Source organism: Alkalicoccus saliphilus, from assembly GCF_003044065.1.
GTDB lineage: Bacteria > Bacillota > Bacilli > Bacillales > Salisediminibacteriaceae > Alkalicoccus > Alkalicoccus saliphilus.
This window is the reverse complement of record NZ_PZJJ01000006.1, coordinates 86,040-100,607: the sequence shown is the minus strand read 5'-3', so window position 1 is coordinate 100,607 and position 14,568 is coordinate 86,040. Positions and strand designations below refer to the sequence as shown.

Annotated in this window: 12 protein-coding genes; 7 read left to right on the top strand and 5 right to left on the bottom strand. The window is 45.0% G+C overall.

Features of this window, described 5'->3' with window-relative positions; genetic code table 11:
- Positions 1-11: 11 nt before the first annotated feature.
- The 3 genes from C6Y45_RS05835 (at position 12) to C6Y45_RS05820 (ending at position 4,426) form a co-directional block, all read left to right on the top strand.
- Positions 12-1,232 (top strand): argininosuccinate synthase, encoded by a 1,221-nt coding sequence (locus C6Y45_RS05835; protein WP_107584185.1) that lies wholly within the window; start codon positions 12-14, stop codon positions 1,230-1,232.
- A 643-nt stretch (positions 1,233-1,875) separates the two neighbouring features.
- Positions 1,876-3,252 (top strand): argininosuccinate lyase, encoded by a 1,377-nt coding sequence (gene argH / locus C6Y45_RS05825; RefSeq protein ID WP_107584181.1) that lies wholly within the window; start codon positions 1,876-1,878, stop codon positions 3,250-3,252.
- A 100-nt stretch (positions 3,253-3,352) separates the two neighbouring features.
- On the top strand, positions 3,353-4,426 hold the full coding sequence (locus tag C6Y45_RS05820) for a branched-chain amino acid aminotransferase (protein WP_107584179.1): 1,074 nt from the start codon (positions 3,353-3,355) through the stop codon (positions 4,424-4,426).
- A gap of 93 nt (positions 4,427-4,519) precedes the next feature.
- Here the strand turns inward: C6Y45_RS05820 and C6Y45_RS05815 are convergent, their stop codons facing one another.
- Positions 4,520-5,767, bottom strand: a complete 1,248-nt coding sequence (locus C6Y45_RS05815; protein WP_107584178.1) for a patatin-like phospholipase family protein — start codon at positions 5,765-5,767, stop codon at positions 4,520-4,522.
- 317 nt (positions 5,768-6,084) lie between these two features.
- On the opposite strand from C6Y45_RS05815, the gene C6Y45_RS05810 reads away from it, so the two are divergent.
- From C6Y45_RS05810 to C6Y45_RS05800, 3 genes are all read left to right on the top strand, one after another.
- Complete coding sequence (locus C6Y45_RS05810) at positions 6,085-6,582, top strand: DUF6884 domain-containing protein (protein WP_107584176.1); 498 nt, start codon at positions 6,085-6,087, stop codon at positions 6,580-6,582.
- A 104-nt stretch (positions 6,583-6,686) separates the two neighbouring features.
- Entirely contained in the window at positions 6,687-7,550 is an 864-nt protein-coding gene (locus C6Y45_RS05805) for a 5'-3' exonuclease (RefSeq protein ID WP_107584174.1), read from the top strand.
- 136 nt (positions 7,551-7,686) lie between these two features.
- On the top strand, positions 7,687-8,505 hold the full coding sequence (locus tag C6Y45_RS05800; protein WP_107584172.1) for a cobalamin-binding protein: 819 nt from the start codon (positions 7,687-7,689) through the stop codon (positions 8,503-8,505).
- On the opposite strand, the gene C6Y45_RS05795 is transcribed toward C6Y45_RS05800, so the two are convergent.
- Entirely contained in the window at positions 8,502-8,897 is a 396-nt protein-coding gene (locus C6Y45_RS05795) for a thiol-disulfide oxidoreductase DCC family protein (RefSeq protein ID WP_107584170.1), read from the bottom strand. The genes C6Y45_RS05800 and C6Y45_RS05795 overlap by 4 nt on opposite strands.
- A 166-nt stretch (positions 8,898-9,063) precedes the next feature.
- On the opposite strand from C6Y45_RS05795, the gene C6Y45_RS05790 reads away from it, so the two are divergent.
- Positions 9,064-9,771, top strand: coding sequence for a tyrosine-type recombinase/integrase (locus C6Y45_RS05790; protein WP_160058151.1), 708 nt, complete (start codon positions 9,064-9,066; stop codon positions 9,769-9,771).
- 244 nt (positions 9,772-10,015) lie between these two features.
- Here C6Y45_RS05790 and typA read toward each other — a convergent pair whose 3' ends face one another.
- The 3 genes from typA to proB form a co-directional block, all read right to left on the bottom strand.
- Positions 10,016-11,854: a translational GTPase TypA gene (gene typA / locus C6Y45_RS05785; RefSeq protein ID WP_107584166.1), complete on the bottom strand. Its 1,839-nt coding sequence runs from the start codon at positions 11,852-11,854 to the stop codon at positions 10,016-10,018.
- A gap of 76 nt (positions 11,855-11,930) precedes the next feature.
- Entirely contained in the window at positions 11,931-13,205 is a 1,275-nt protein-coding gene (locus C6Y45_RS05780; RefSeq protein ID WP_107584164.1) for a glutamate-5-semialdehyde dehydrogenase, read from the bottom strand.
- Positions 13,195-14,310, bottom strand: coding sequence for a glutamate 5-kinase (gene proB, locus C6Y45_RS05775; RefSeq protein ID WP_107584162.1), 1,116 nt, complete (start codon positions 14,308-14,310; stop codon positions 13,195-13,197). The genes C6Y45_RS05780 and proB overlap by 11 nt, the downstream gene beginning before the upstream one ends.
- Between the last annotated feature and the right edge of the window lie 258 nt (positions 14,311-14,568).

Here is a 14,568-nt window from a genome sequence, read left to right as displayed (position 1 = left end):
AGAGATTATGCATGAGTAAAGGCAAAGTAGTACTCGCTTATTCCGGAGGTCTCGATACTTCCGTCTGCATTAAATATTTACAGGAAGAATACGGTTATGAAGTTATTGCGTTAGGTCTTGAGATCGGTGAAGGCAAAGATCTTGAAGCACTGAAAGAAAAGGCATTAAATGTCGGAGCGGAAAAAGCCGTTATTATCGATGCGAATGACCTGCTTGCTGAAGACTACCTGCTTCCGGCACTGCAGGCAAACACCCTTTATGAAGGGAAATATCCACTATCCTCTGCACTTTCACGACCGCTTATTTCCAGGCTTCTTGTCGAAGTTGCCGAGCAGGAGGGCGCTGTAGCAGTAGCTCATGGCTGTACAGGAAAAGGAAATGACCAGGTCAGATTCGAAGTTTCTATTCAGGCGCTGAACCCGGACCTGGAAGTTATTGCTCCGATCCGTGAGTGGAGCATGAACAGGGAAGAAGAAATTGAATATGCGAAAAAGAAAGGTATTAAAGTACCGGTGAATGTTGAAAAACCGTACTCCATTGATGCCAACATTTGGGGAAGAGCCTGTGAGGCAGGGGTACTCGAAGATACGTGGAAAGAAGCGCCGGAAGAAGCATTTGACTGGACCGCCAATATTGCAGACACGCCTGATGAGCCGGAATATGTAGAAATTGCTTTCGAAGGTGGAAAACCGGTTTCCATTAACGGAGAAGAAAAATCGTTTTCCCAGATTATAAAAGATCTTAATAAAACAGCCGGAAAACACGGCATTGGACGAATTGATCATATTGAAAACAGACTTGTCGGTATTAAAGCAAGAGAAGTTTACGAAAATCCTGGAGCAATGACTTTAATCAACGCACACAAAGAACTCGAATTTTTAACGCTGACAAAAGAAGTTACCCAGTTTAAGACTCAGATTGAGCAGAGATTTACGCAGCTGATTTATGATGGTCTCTGGTACTCACCGCTGAAGGATGCTCTGTACGGATTTATTACAGAAACTCAGCAGCAGGTGAACGGTAAAGTACAAGTGAAGCTGTGGAAAGGTACGCATACAGTGGTTGCGAGACATTCCGATAACAGCCTTTATAACGAAGAGCTTGCTTCTTATTCCAAAAACGATGCATTCGACCATGATGCAGCAAAAGGCTTCATTAAGCTCTGGGGTCTTTCTACGAAGACTTACTCCCAGGTAAACAAAAAGAAGAAATCGCTCATTGATATTAAATAGGTGGATCAAGGAAAGGGTAGGGAAAATGCCGCTGGCGTTTTCCCGCCTTTTTTTATGAAACAGACTGTTTAAACTTCCTGATACACGAAATCCGGCTGAAGAATATGAAAAATCTTTACTTAATGAATAACTCTGTTAAAGTCTGGTGTTGGTATATGCAGAAAACTTCGCTTTCACTCGGCAGGCTTGCCGTGGAGGAGATCTCCAGCTTCCTCGAGCTTACGCTCTGCGGGATCTTCCAATCTCCTTCTTCCACAGGCGTCCGCCGGTTTCCGCTTCGTTTTTGCCGTGAAAGAGACATCCTTCTGGGTTTTATGATGCCTATTTCTCCTTCCGTAAAACCGGTGTCAGGGTAGAGACACCTGCGGAAAAAGAAAGCGGAAAGATCCTCCCGGACATCAGGGAGGGAGAGCTGAAGGCTTTCTCCACGGCAAGCAAAGAAAAATGAATCGCACAGGCACTCCAAAAACAACGAGGAGCTTTAACAGAGCCTGATGAATAGTATTGAGGTGCAGAAACATATTTAAAAGATACAAATATATTAGAATATTCGGTTTGATTTCTATATACTAAATATATACTGTTGAAAACTAAAATCAGATGAAGACAGCACAATACTGTAGATAATGAAGGAGAGATACATATGTCCAAACTTTGGGGCGGAAGATTTACAAAGCCTACGAATAAACTCGTTGAAGAAGAAACAGCTTCCATTGGATTCGATCAGAAACTTGCTGCTCAGGATATTAAAGGAAGTATTGCCCACGTATCCATGCTTGCAGGGCAGGGTATTGTTTCGCAGGATGAAAAAGAAAAGATCGTAAATGGTTTAATAAAAGTGGGCGAGAAGCTGGAGGCAGGAAAACTGCACTACAGCACTGCAGACGAAGATATTCATATGAATATTGAAAAATTCCTTATCGAAGAGATAGGTCCTGTCGGCGGAAAACTTCATACAGGAAGAAGCCGCAACGACCAGGTGGCAACCGATATGCATTTGTACTTAAAAGAGCATACAGAAGCAATTATTGAGCTGATTTCAAAAACTCAAAAAGCAGTTTTTAAGCAGGCTGAAAAACACGTAGAAACACTGCTGCCGGGTTATACACATCTGCAGCGTGCCCAGCCTGTTTCTTTTGCACATCATCTCCTTGCGTACTTCTGGATGCTTCAGAGGGATAAAGAGAGATTCGAGGACGGCCTGAAGCGGACGAACATCTCACCTCTGGGTGCAGGAGCTCTTGCAGGTACGACATTTCCAATTGACCGGCATGAATCAGCACACAGTCTTGGGTTTGATCAAGTGTATGCCAACAGTATGGATGCTGTAAGCGACCGGGATTTTATACTTGAATTTATGTCGGCTGCTTCCATTATGATGATGCATATTTCCCGTCTGTCGGAAGAGCTGGTGATATGGAGCAGTCAGGAGTTTCAATTTATTGAGCTGGATGATTCGTTCTGCACCGGTTCGTCCATTATGCCGCAGAAAAAGAATCCGGACGTGCCGGAACTTTTACGGGCAAAAACAGGAAGAGTGTTTGGTAATTTATTCGGTCTTCTGACAGTTTTAAAAGGTCTCCCGCTTGCTTACAATAAAGATATGCAGGAAGACAAGGAAGGTATGTTTGATACAGTGGAAACGCTGGAGGCAGGTCTCGCCATGCTTGCACCGATGATTGAAACAATGGAAGTAAAAACAGAAAATATGAAACAGGCGGTTTCCGAGGATTTTTCGAACGCTACAGATATCGCCGATTATCTTGTAAACAAGGATGTGCCATTCCGCGAAGCTCACGAGGTTATTGGAAAAATTGTTCTTTATTCCATTAATAAGAAGAAATTTCTTCTTGATTTAACAATTGATGAATATAAGCAGTTCCATTCGCTGTTTGAAGAAGATATTTATCATGTACTGGAACCGTCTCAGGTGGTAAGAAACAGGAACAGCTACGGAGGAACAGGCCAGGAACAGGTTGTTTCCCAGTTAAAGGAAGCGGAATCTGCACTTTTAAAATAATTCATGAATTTTCGAAATTATTCACACAATTACAGAGTGATTCGTGATACAATATGAGACATTCTCAGAAGAAAGCAGCGATGAAAGAGAGGGATAGTTTATGGAAGCTACAATTGCCATAACAGAAGCAGAGCATAAAAAAACAAAACCGGATCCGGAGACACTGCAGTTCGGAAAAACGTTTACGGATCATATGTTTACAATGGAATATACAGAAGAAAAAGGGTGGATTTATCCGGAGATCAAACCGTATGCCCCAGTGGAAATTGACCCTGCCGCAATGGTTTTTCATTACAGCCAGAGCGTATTCGAAGGTCTGAAAGCGTATAAAGGCCCTGAAGGCGATATTATTTTATTCCGCCCGGAAGAAAACTTTAAGCGGATGAACCGCTCCAACAGAAGACTGCGCATTCCGCCCATTAATGAAGAACTCGTACTGGATTATCTGCGCCAGCTGCTGGAACTTGAAAAAGACTGGGTTCCTTCGGCCGAAGGGACTTCCCTCTATATACGGCCGTTTGTTATCGCAACCGAACCGAGTCTGCAGGTAGCTCCGGCGCGCAGCTACAAATTTTTAATAATTCTCTCACCGGTAGGTTCCTACTACCCGGAGGGGATCCATCCGGTAAGTATTATGGTGGAGGATCATTTTACCCGGGCAGCGCGCGGGGGGACCGGAACTGCTAAAACCGGGGGGAACTATTCCTCCGGCTATACCGCCCAGTCCAAAGCTTCCAGTGAAGGCCATGCCCAGGTTTTGTGGCTCGACGGGGTGGAAAAGAAATATATTGAAGAAGTCGGAAGCATGAATGTCTTCTTCAAAATTGACGGGGAGATCGTAACTCCGGAACTGAACGACAGCATACTGGAAGGAATAACGAGGAAATCAGTAATCGAACTGCTGGAATACTGGAATATACCAGTAGTGGAAAAGCGTATTACGATGCAGGAAATTTTAAAGGCATACGACGAAGGCCGCCTCGAAGAAGCCTTTGGATCAGGAACCGCAGCAGTTATTTCTCCGATAGGAGAACTGCATTGGAAAGAGCACACACTAATTGTTAATGGACGTGATACTGGAGAAACGACAAAATCCCTCTATCAGACATTAACGAGTATCCAGACCGGGAAAGAAGATGACCCTTTTAACTGGACTACGAAAATTAAGCTGTAAATTAATCAATGTGAAAAGTAAAAAACACCTTCAGGAAGATACGTCATTCACCTGAAGGTGTTTTTTTACGTGTAAAATCAATAATCCGGATTTTTAAGACGTTTTATCAAGCTTTCCCGTTCTGCGCTGGCTGCTTTGGAAGAAGCCTGCAAGTTTTTTTCGTTTCCACCCGTGCTGCAGAGCAAGTCGTATTACTTCCAGATCTTTCGTTGTGTAATCGGCGATTAACGGTACCTCGTATCTGTTATTATCCGCGGGCATCTCGGCAGCGCTGAAAAGAACTTTTATACCCAGGTCCGCCCGGACAGCCCCTGCCCACATTAAAGTACGTATTTCTATATCACTGAACGTATCCAGGTCTGTGCGGAGAGCAGCAAGCATCTTTTCAATATCAGTATACAATTCCGGGTAAGCCGGCAGATCGAGAGTATGTCCACGACTTCCCCAGTATTCTTCCTGAAAAGCTGCATTTTCACGAATTGTTTCCACATTTATAAGCTGGACACCTCTCGAGTCATCTTTTCTTATTAGTTTCTTTCTCAGTTCTGCTACCTGATCCAGACTTACATTAAAAATTCTGGACTGACGTTCCCGCCAGGTAGGCTGTTTGTCGGTATCCCATGCCTTCAGTCTGGCAGAAGCGTCCAGAATCATGTAACGACTGCCCTTATCTAAAAGTTCTTCGGATCCAAGGTTATCGTAAACTCCTCCATCAGTCAGGTGAAGATTTTTATATTGTTTTTTAATTTTATCAAATGGCCGGTTTTTAAGATCAAGATGCACCGGTTCAAACATAACCGGAAAGGCGGAAGAGGCCGCTACAGCCTCTGCAGTGGTCAGGCCGGAGACGTTCATACAGTCCCCCAGAACTTCATCGCAGATTTTTGTTCTGCTGAAAGAAATCCGTTTGAGTGTCTGCAGATTGGTAGCATTGCAGATCCATACCGGATATTCAGGGAGCTCTGTCAGCTGCATACCGTAAAACAAATATTCATCGAGCATTTCAGGAAGCAGGCGGCTGTTGCGGGCGCGGAGCAGTTCGGCCCGGAAGTTGCCGAGGTTCGGCCGGACAGCCCGACGCAGCAGGACGTTACGAAAATTACTTTTGCCAAAAGCTTTAAGTTTTTCCGTTACCCGGATATCGAAATCCGATACGTCTTTAAAATCTTTTTCGGCAAGCTCCATCATGATCACAGCTGCTGTAATACTGCCCCCGGATACAGAACTAAGCAATTTAATATTTTGATGAACGCCAAGCTCCACAAGTCTGCGGTAAGCACCGAGACAAAAAAAGGCTGCCCGGAAACCACCGCCTGAAAAAGATAATTTAAACTGTTCCATGATGCTCGCTCCTTTTTAAGTTTAGAAGAAAGAAATAAAACAGAGCCTGAAATCACTAATCAGTATACGGGGAAGGGGCAGGGGATGAAGGAGAGAAAGTATGAATAAACCGGGAAAGAATGATTACTATTATTAAACCCGCAGAATGAACTTTCGAAACCAGTCAGGAAATTATATTGTGTGGGAAATTATGAAAATGATGCTGTTATGTATTTATACCTCCTGAAAACATTGTAACAGGGAAGTATGTTAAAAATAACTCATCGTTCCGCTGAAAATAATTTATGTGTTAGGATAGAAAAAAAGGAGGATGCTGTTTGAATTCGTTATGTATTATTCCCTGCGGCAGGAAAAAAGTCTGGGATGATTACCCTGAATTAAAGGAGGTTCCGGCCGGAGAAGCATACACCGGCACGCTTCATAGAAAAAGTCGGGCCTATGCTGATACGTTCTGCACCGACGTCCGCATCCTTTCAGCCAAACATGGTTTTTTAGCGCTGTCAGATAAGGTGGAAGAAAATTATGATTTAAGTTTTCATTCCTCCAGGGAAAGTATCATATCTGTGAAAAATCTTCAGATTCAGGTGATGATGCAGGAGCTGCTGCATTATGACAAGATCACCGTACTTACCGGGAAAAAATACCGGCCTTTTCTGGAAAAGGTTTTTCCAGGAGAAACGGTGAATTATCCGTTGTTTCATTGCCGGGGGATTGGATATATTCTTCGGGAGCTTCAATCCGCTGTAGATACACTTTCTCCACTTCCTGAACATCTTGTAAAACATCCGCCGCTTCAGATGAAAGACAGTTTTTAAATAGATCAGGCAGAACGATAACTAGTTTACATAAAAATATTACGGTGGATCAATGCGGCTTAAGGAGACGTATATCTGCCGGTTAATAAAAAGGATGGATAGATATGAAACATTTCGTACTAATAGACGGATTTAATCTTTTAAGCAGAGCCTATTTTGCTACAGCCTACGGAAAAGAGCCGGAAAGCCTGCCGAAAAATCAGGAGGGGAGATATATAAACGCTGCCCGGGTCTTTTTTGCCAAGCTGAATCAGCTGGAAGGAAAACTTGGCGCAACGAATATGTCAGTAGCATGGGACGGTAAAAGAAAAGATACCCTGCGAAATCAGGAGCATGCTTTTTACAAAGCCCAGAGGCAGGATCTCCCGGAACCACTGATCGACCAGTATCACCTGGTTTCTGAAATCCTGAAAGAACTCGGTATTCATCAGCTGCAGGTGGATGGCTATGAAGCAGACGATATCATTGGTACATTCAGCACCCATTTTACAGGCGGCCGGTCGTATATATACAGCAATGACCGCGACTTGTTTCAACTGTTGTCAGAATCTACAGACCAGCTGTTTATGAAGAAAAAAAAGGAATATCATTTTACAGAAAAAGATTTTCGGGAGGAATACGGGATTGCACCTGCACAATGGATAGAAGTGAAAGCGCTGCTCGGAGACCCAAGCGACAATATACCCGGGTGCCCGGGTGTCGGCGAGAAATCTGCTCTCCCTCTGATCAAACAGTACGGTTCCATCGAAGAACTTTATAAAAAACTGCCGGAACTGGATCCTCTTTTCAAGCGGTATAAAAAGAAACTTGAGGCCGGGGAAGAATCAGTAAAAATCAGCAGGGAACTTGTCACTATCGAAACGAATATCGAAGCTGTCCGCAGCATAGCTGAAACGGAAACGGAGCTTCCTGCTGAAGGTGGTCGAAGCCCGGAAATACTTGCCGGGTATGGCCTGATTAAAGTATAAGTTCTGCTTCACGCCTTTTGCAGGTGCCTCTGCTATGCCACCGGTTTTATTGAGACTCCTGCTAAGCAGAACTACTTCTTAATCTACGGACTTCAACAGTGCTTTAACACAGCGAATAATATAAGGGGGCTGCATGATGAAAATTATTTCCATCTGTCCAAGTAATACAGAACTGCTGGCTTATGCCGGGTTGATTGACTCCGTAGCAGGAGTGGACGATTTTTCCGACTGGCCTGAAAGCATCCAGCAGCTGCCGCGCCTCGGGCCGGACCTGGACATCAACATGGATAAACTTGAAGACTTAAAGCCGGATCTCGTGTACGCTTCATTAAGTGTGCCCGGTATGGAGAAAAACATTGAACAGATGAAAGAAAGAAACATTCCATACACGATCGTGGAAAATCCGGAAACGTTAACTGATATCGGTTATATTCTTGAAAATATATGCCGGGATGCAGGCAGTCCGGAAAAAGGCAGGGAGCTAAAGAATGCTTTTCTTCGTTTTATTGATAAATACCACACACTTTCCAGCCGGGTGGAATATAAAAAGCGAATCTACTGGGAATGGTGGCCAAAGCCGATATTTACTCCCGGAAAAAAGAACTGGCTTACAGAAATGGGAGAACTCGCAGGAGCTGTAAATATTTTTAATGATGTTGATCAGGCAAGCGTACAAACTACGTGGGAAGAAGTGCTGCATAGAGATCCTGACTACATTCTGGCTGCCTGGGTCGGCGTAAGGAAAAATAAAGTGAATCCAAAAGTAATAAGAAAAAGACCGGGCTGGTCAGAAATGAAAGCAGTCAGAGAAGATCAGATTCATATTCTTGAAGAACCATATTACTGCAGGCCGTCTCCGAGGCTTCTTATCGGACTGGCAGAAGCAGCTTACCTGCTTCACCCGGATATCTTTCCGGAACCCGACGGAAAGGAAGACACTATATTAAATATTTAATCCAGAAAGCGTGCCGCTTCTTCTTTTGAAGGAATACGGCATGCTTCTTTTTTGCCGAAAATACGGTAGCGTCTGCGGGCAGCTGCGTTATAGAGCATATTTCTAACAGGCCGCGGGAAGATATAAAACACCTGCAGTAGCTTCACAGGGCCGTTGAGTTTCCTGCAGATTTCAAGCGCAGCATCTGATTCTGTAAAGACCTGACCATCAGAACGTATAAAGACAACGCTGTCGAGAGCTTCAGGAACGTGAAAAGCTTCCCGCAGTTCCTTTCCTTTACTGCTCTGCAGAGAGGCGAAAGTGAATTCAGCTCCAGGGTCTCTTTTTATTATAAACTGCACGCTCCAGTCACATAAGTTGCAGATACCGTCAAATAAAACAATATGCTTCACAATAAAAACACCTCCTGCTTATCTTTACCTGAAGAAGAGGTAAACAAAACCGAAACAGAGATATAATACTAAGAACTCATTTAGTATTGTTGATAAAATTTGATTACTTCTTATGTTGAGTTTATAATACTAAATGAGTATTCTGTATTATTATGGGAGGAGCCTAATGATCAAAAACAGGAAGGCAGAGAAAGGAATTTTTCTTTCCGAAGAAGAGTACAGCCGTCTCGAAAATAAACTCGGTAAAGAAGAAGTCGAAGCCAGAATTGCGAGACTCTCGCATCTGAAAAAAACAGGCGGAAGGCCCGAAAAACTTAAATCTGATTTTCAGGCGCTGCTTGCTATGGGGGCACGGCCGATAGATCCTTTAAAAAGCACTGCTCAGATTGAATCGATGAAAAGAATGCTGACTGCCCCAAGGGATTTATTTTTATTTGATTTTGGAATAAACACAGGCTTAGCTTTAGGGGAAATGCTTCAGTTAACAGCGGGTGATGTCAGAGGAAAAAAAGAGCTTTTTACGAAGAAGAATGGAACAAGAGTGCCGCTTAATAAATCTCTTCGAAACAAAATCTTTACGTATACAGCTTCGATGGAAAATGAGGAATATTTATTCTCCTCCAGTAAAACGAAAAAACCGCTTCAAAGAGACCGTGCGAATAAAATACTCAAATCTGCTGCAGAGCAGGCCGGCCTGCAGAAAGTTGGCGCTCATACGCTGCGTAAAACATTTGGATATCACTTTTATAAAAGGTATGGGGATGCATCCTTTCTCCAGGAGCTCTTTAATCATTCCTCGCACAGCGTGACGCTTAAATACATAGGTGTACTCGAGGAGGAAACGGCCTCAGCGATGGAGGAATTCAGTTTATGAAGGAATAGTTCGTTTGTAATAATTATATAATAAGTTTTATACAAAGCTATGTTAAAGTTCGCTGTTGACGGTTGGAGAAAACTTCGCTGACCGTCCTGCCGTGGAGGAGATTTTCGGGTAGGCCGCATGCTTTCTCCGCGGCAGGTGTAAAGAGCCGCAGGCAACTTTCAAAAACAACCCGGAGCTTTAACAGAGCCTTATACAAAAAAACGCCGGAGATTTCTCTCCCGGCGTTTTTGTATAATTAATTTTTAGCTGACAGCTTGCGGCGTTTTTCTTCGCGCTCACGCATGCTTTTATCAAGAATTTTTTTACGGAGTCGAATAGATTCCGGTGTAACTTCACAGTATTCATCGTCATTAAGATACTCGAGCGCTTCTTCCAGCGTCAGAACACGCGGGCGCTTCATAGTAACTGTCTGCTCTTTTGTTGCAGAGCGGATATTAGTCTGAGCTTTCATTTTCGTAATATTGACAGTGAGATCATTATCGCGGTTATGCTCTCCAACAATCATTCCTTCGTATATATCGGTACCCGGCTCTACGAAGAGCGTACCGCGGTCTTCCACCTGCAGCATACCATATCCAGTAGCCTTGGCAGTTTCCATCGACACGAGAACACCCTGTCGTCGGCCGCCGACGTGACCCTGGGCTCTAGGGCGGTAGCTGTCAAAGGAATGGTTCAGTATGCCGTAGCCTTTCGTCTGGGACATAAATTCTGTCGTATAACCGATCAGTCCGCGGGAAGGAACGAGGAACTCGAGTCGTACCTGGCCGTCTCCTTTGTTGATCATGTTCATCATCTCGCCTTTACGGTCGCCGAGTGATTCCATAACAGAGCCGGTGTATTCCTCGGGAACATCCACCTGTACACTTTCAAAAGGCTCACACTGTACGCCGTCAACTTCCTTGATGATTACTTCAGGTTTGGATACTTGAAGCTCAAATCCTTCACGGCGGAGGTTTTCAATCAAAATGGAAAGGTGGAGCTCCCCGCGTCCGGAAACGGTCCACGCGTCCGGTGAAGAAGTTGGTTCTACACGCAGACTGACATCTGTTTCCACCTGTGTCAGCAGGCGCGCTTCAATTTTACGGCTTGTTACGTGATCGCCTTCGCGTCCTGCAAACGGGCTGTTATTAACGAGAAACGTCATCTGCAGCGTCGGTTCATCAATTCGCACATGCTGCATCGGTTCAGGATGCTCAGGAGGGCAGATGGTGTCACCGACCATAATATCCTCGACTCCTGAAAGGGCAATAAGATCACCTGGCTGCGCTTCACTGATTTCTTCCTTCTTCAGGCCGAAAAAGCCGAACATTTTCGTAATGCGGAAGTTTTTTTCGGTGCCGTCTCTTTTAAGAAGTACCGCCTGGTCGCCTTTTTTCACGGTGCCGCGGAAGACTCTTCCTACACCAATACGTCCCAGGTAGTCATTGTAATCAAGCATCGTCACCTGGAACTGGAACGGTTCCGTAGAGTTGTCTTCAGGAGCAGGGACGTTATCTACGACTGTCTTAAAGACAACCGACATATTGTCGTCCTGCACATCATCTTTCAGACTGGCTGTTCCGTTCACTGCAGACGTATACACAACCGGGAAATCCAGCTGATCTTCATCGGCATCAAGCTCTATAAATAGATCAAGCACTTCGTCCACTACTTCGGAAGGACGGGCCATCGGACGGTCGATTTTATTAACAACAACTACCGGAGTAAGTTTCTGCTCCAGAGCTTTTTTCAATACGAAACGCGTCTGCGGCATACAGCCTTCAAAAGCATCAACGACAAGGAGGACGCCATCCACCATTTTCAGGATACGCTCAACCTCGCCGCCGAAATCCGCGTGGCCGGGAGTGTCGAGAATGTTGATCCGCTTGTCTTCATATTTTACAGCTGTATTTTTTGCGAGGATCGTGATACCGCGTTCTTTTTCAATATCATTATTGTCCATCGCGCGCTCTGCTACTTGTTCGTGTTCACTGAAAGTTCCTGACTGTTTTAGCAGTTCATCAACCAGCGTGGTTTTACCGTGGTCTACGTGGGCAATAATGGCAATATTTCTTACATCGTTTCGTACGCTCATTCGTTAAAACGCTCCTGTCTTCTATGGGATTACATCTTATCCATTATAGCATAAAAGAGAAGATCCTGCACGATTTTTAATGTTTTTCGTGAAGAGGCAGGTTTCCTTTCGTCTGTCCGGACCCCTGGACAAGGTATTTGGTAGTCGTTAGAGCAGGGAGTCCCATAGCCCCGCGGGCGTGCAGTTTTTGTGTGCTGATACCGACTTCAGCACCAAATCCGAATTCAAAACCATCAGTAAAGCGGGTGGAGGCATTGTGATACAGCGTACTTGCATCGACCTGATTGAAAAACGCTTCAACAACTTCCGGTGTTTCTGTTAAGACAGCCTCGGAATGCTTCGTTCCGTGTTTTTGAATATGGGAAACTGCTTCCTGGACACCGGAGACAATTTTCACAGCTGCAGTCAGTGCTAAAAATTCAGTATCCCAGTCCGCATCCTCTGCTGCTTCAATCCGGCTGTCCAGAGCACGCGAGGTGGCATCACCCTTCAAGGTGACACCGTGGGAAAGAAGATCGCCAGTAAGTGCAGTAAGATGGCTCTCGGCCCAGCTTTCATGAATGAGAAAAGTTTCGCACGCGTTGCAAACGGAAGGTCTCTGCACTTTAGCATCGACAGCAATAGTCCGCGCAAGCTTTTCTTCGGCACTTTCATCGATATAAATATGGCAGTTCCCAGCACCGGTTTCAATAACAGGTACTTCCGATTCGCGGACGACCGTGTCGATCAAAGCTTTCCCACCGCGCGGAATAATGACATCAATATATTCTCTGGCAGTAAATAGTGATTTAGTAAGCGTCCGGTCTGTGTTTTCGATAAGCTGGACACTTTCAGGAGGAAAACCTGACGTCTCCAAAGCTTTCTGAATGACGGAAGTAATCGCCTTATTCGAATGTATGGTGGAAGAACTTCCGCGAAGCAGAACAGTATTGCCGGTTTTAAGGGCGAGTGAAGAGATATCCACTGTAACGTTCGGGCGTGCTTCATAAATTACTCCTATTACTCCAATCGGGACCCGCACCTGTTTAATGTGAAGGCCATTTGGCCGGTCTTCTTCCCAGAGTATTTCTCCTGTCGGATCTGGAAGGGAAGCAATGTCGCGTACCGCCTCTGTAATCGCTTTGAGGCGCTCCTCGTTTAGACGCAGCCGGTCGATCAGCGCGTCGGATACTTTATTTTTTTTCGCCTGTTCCACATCCCTGCTGTTTTCCTGGAGAATATAAGCCGCATTCTCATTAAGCTTATCTGCTATTGTCAAAAGCAGGGCTGAACGGTCCTCCTGAGTAAAACCTGCGAGAGTGGAGGAAATAGATTTAGCTTTCTGAGCTTTCGATAATACTTCATTCTGCATAGTTATCTTCCTTTCTCTTATAACGGTGGTTTAACGTGACCCAGAAATCCCGATGGATAACAAGTGGGGAGGAACCGCTGGAGGTAGAATGTTCATGCAGCTCCCGGAACTCCGCGGCAGCCTTTCCTTTTCCGAGGAGTTCCCCATGCTCGTCAAAAACATCCAGTACATCTCCCTTTTTAAATGCACCTTCCATGGAAATGACTCCAACGAGCAGAAGGCTTTTTCCTTGATGAAGAAGGGCTTCAGCGGCGCCCGCATCCACTTTCAGAGATCCCCGGGGGGAAGCGTGATAAGCAATCCACTGCCTGCTTGTACGCATCTGTTTTTCATCCGCCGGCAGAATATACGTTCCTTTTCCTTTGTAGGAAGCAATATCTTGAAATGGTTCTGTTTCTTTAAAAGTACTGATGTAAACAGCAGTACCCATCTGCTGGGCAGCTTTTGCAGCGAGAAGTTTGGCATGCATGCCCCCGGTTCCGACCGTAGAGGAGGAGACGCCGGCACGGCCGAGCAGATCATGATCGATCGAATAAATTTTTTCGTATTTTTCTGCTTCCGGGTTTTGAAAAGGATTGTCATCGTAAATGCCATCGATATCTGTCATTAACAGGAGCATATCAGCATGCACGACTCCGCTGAGAAGGGCAGAGAGTATATCGTTATCCCCGAAAGTCAGTTCGTCGACTGCTGTAGAATCATTTTCGTTAATAATCGGAAGGATTCCTTTTTTCAGCAGTTCAGTAAGAGATTCAAATATGTTCTGATAATTTTCCGCATTTCGAAAATCATGTCTTGTCAAAAGCATCTGCGCAGGGGTTATCCCGTACTGCTGGAGCGAAAAGCGGTACTGCTGCATCAAAAGACTTTGTCCTACAGCAGCGGCGGCCTGTTTGGAACGTACCGTCTGCGGTTTGGATGGATAGCCTATTTCACGAAACCCGGCAGCTACGGAGCCTGAAGAGACAACTATTAATTCATGACCGGCTTTTTTGACGGATGCGAAAGCATCGCAGAATTTTGCCAGTTTCAACGGGGAGAGAGAGCCGTCCCGGTCCGTGAGGGAGCTGCTGCCGATTTTTACTACTAAGCGTTTTTTTGACATTTTCATTCTTCCTTTCCTGAAACATATAAAAAGCTCTTCATCCTTTATATAAAGGACGAAGAGCAGATGCCCGCCGCGGTACCACCTTAATTGACTGATGAACAGTCCGCTTCAAAATCACTGGTAACGGAGTGCGCCGTCCGCCAATACTGGAAGCAGGTTTGCCCCTTCGCATGACTGCACCGGCTTTCAGCCCGAGGACCGGTGCTCTCTGTAGATGGAGGGGAGGCTACTAATCTCCGGCGGATTTTCTTCTAT

Excerpts from the sequence above, each read along its gene's own strand:
- C6Y45_RS05780 (WP_107584164.1), bottom strand. The coding sequence starts at position 13,205 with ATGCAGAATGAAGTATTATCGAAAGCTCAGAAAGCTAAATCTATTTCC.
- C6Y45_RS05800 (WP_107584172.1), top strand. The coding sequence starts at position 7,687 with ATGAAAATTATTTCCATCTGTCCAAGTAATACAGAACTGCTGGCTTAT.
- argH (WP_107584181.1), top strand. The coding sequence starts at position 1,876 with ATGTCCAAACTTTGGGGCGGAAGATTTACAAAGCCTACGAATAAACTC.
- C6Y45_RS05835 (WP_107584185.1), top strand. The coding sequence starts at position 12 with ATGAGTAAAGGCAAAGTAGTACTCGCTTATTCCGGAGGTCTCGATACT.
- C6Y45_RS05820 (WP_107584179.1), top strand. The coding sequence starts at position 3,353 with ATGGAAGCTACAATTGCCATAACAGAAGCAGAGCATAAAAAAACAAAA.
- typA (WP_107584166.1), bottom strand. The coding sequence starts at position 11,854 with ATGAGCGTACGAAACGATGTAAGAAATATTGCCATTATTGCCCACGTA.
- C6Y45_RS05805 (WP_107584174.1), top strand. The coding sequence starts at position 6,687 with ATGAAACATTTCGTACTAATAGACGGATTTAATCTTTTAAGCAGAGCC.
- proB (WP_107584162.1), bottom strand. The coding sequence starts at position 14,310 with ATGTCAAAAAAACGCTTAGTAGTAAAAATCGGCAGCAGCTCCCTCACG.
- C6Y45_RS05790 (WP_160058151.1), top strand. The coding sequence starts at position 9,064 with ATGATCAAAAACAGGAAGGCAGAGAAAGGAATTTTTCTTTCCGAAGAA.
- C6Y45_RS05815 (WP_107584178.1), bottom strand. The coding sequence starts at position 5,767 with ATGGAACAGTTTAAATTATCTTTTTCAGGCGGTGGTTTCCGGGCAGCC.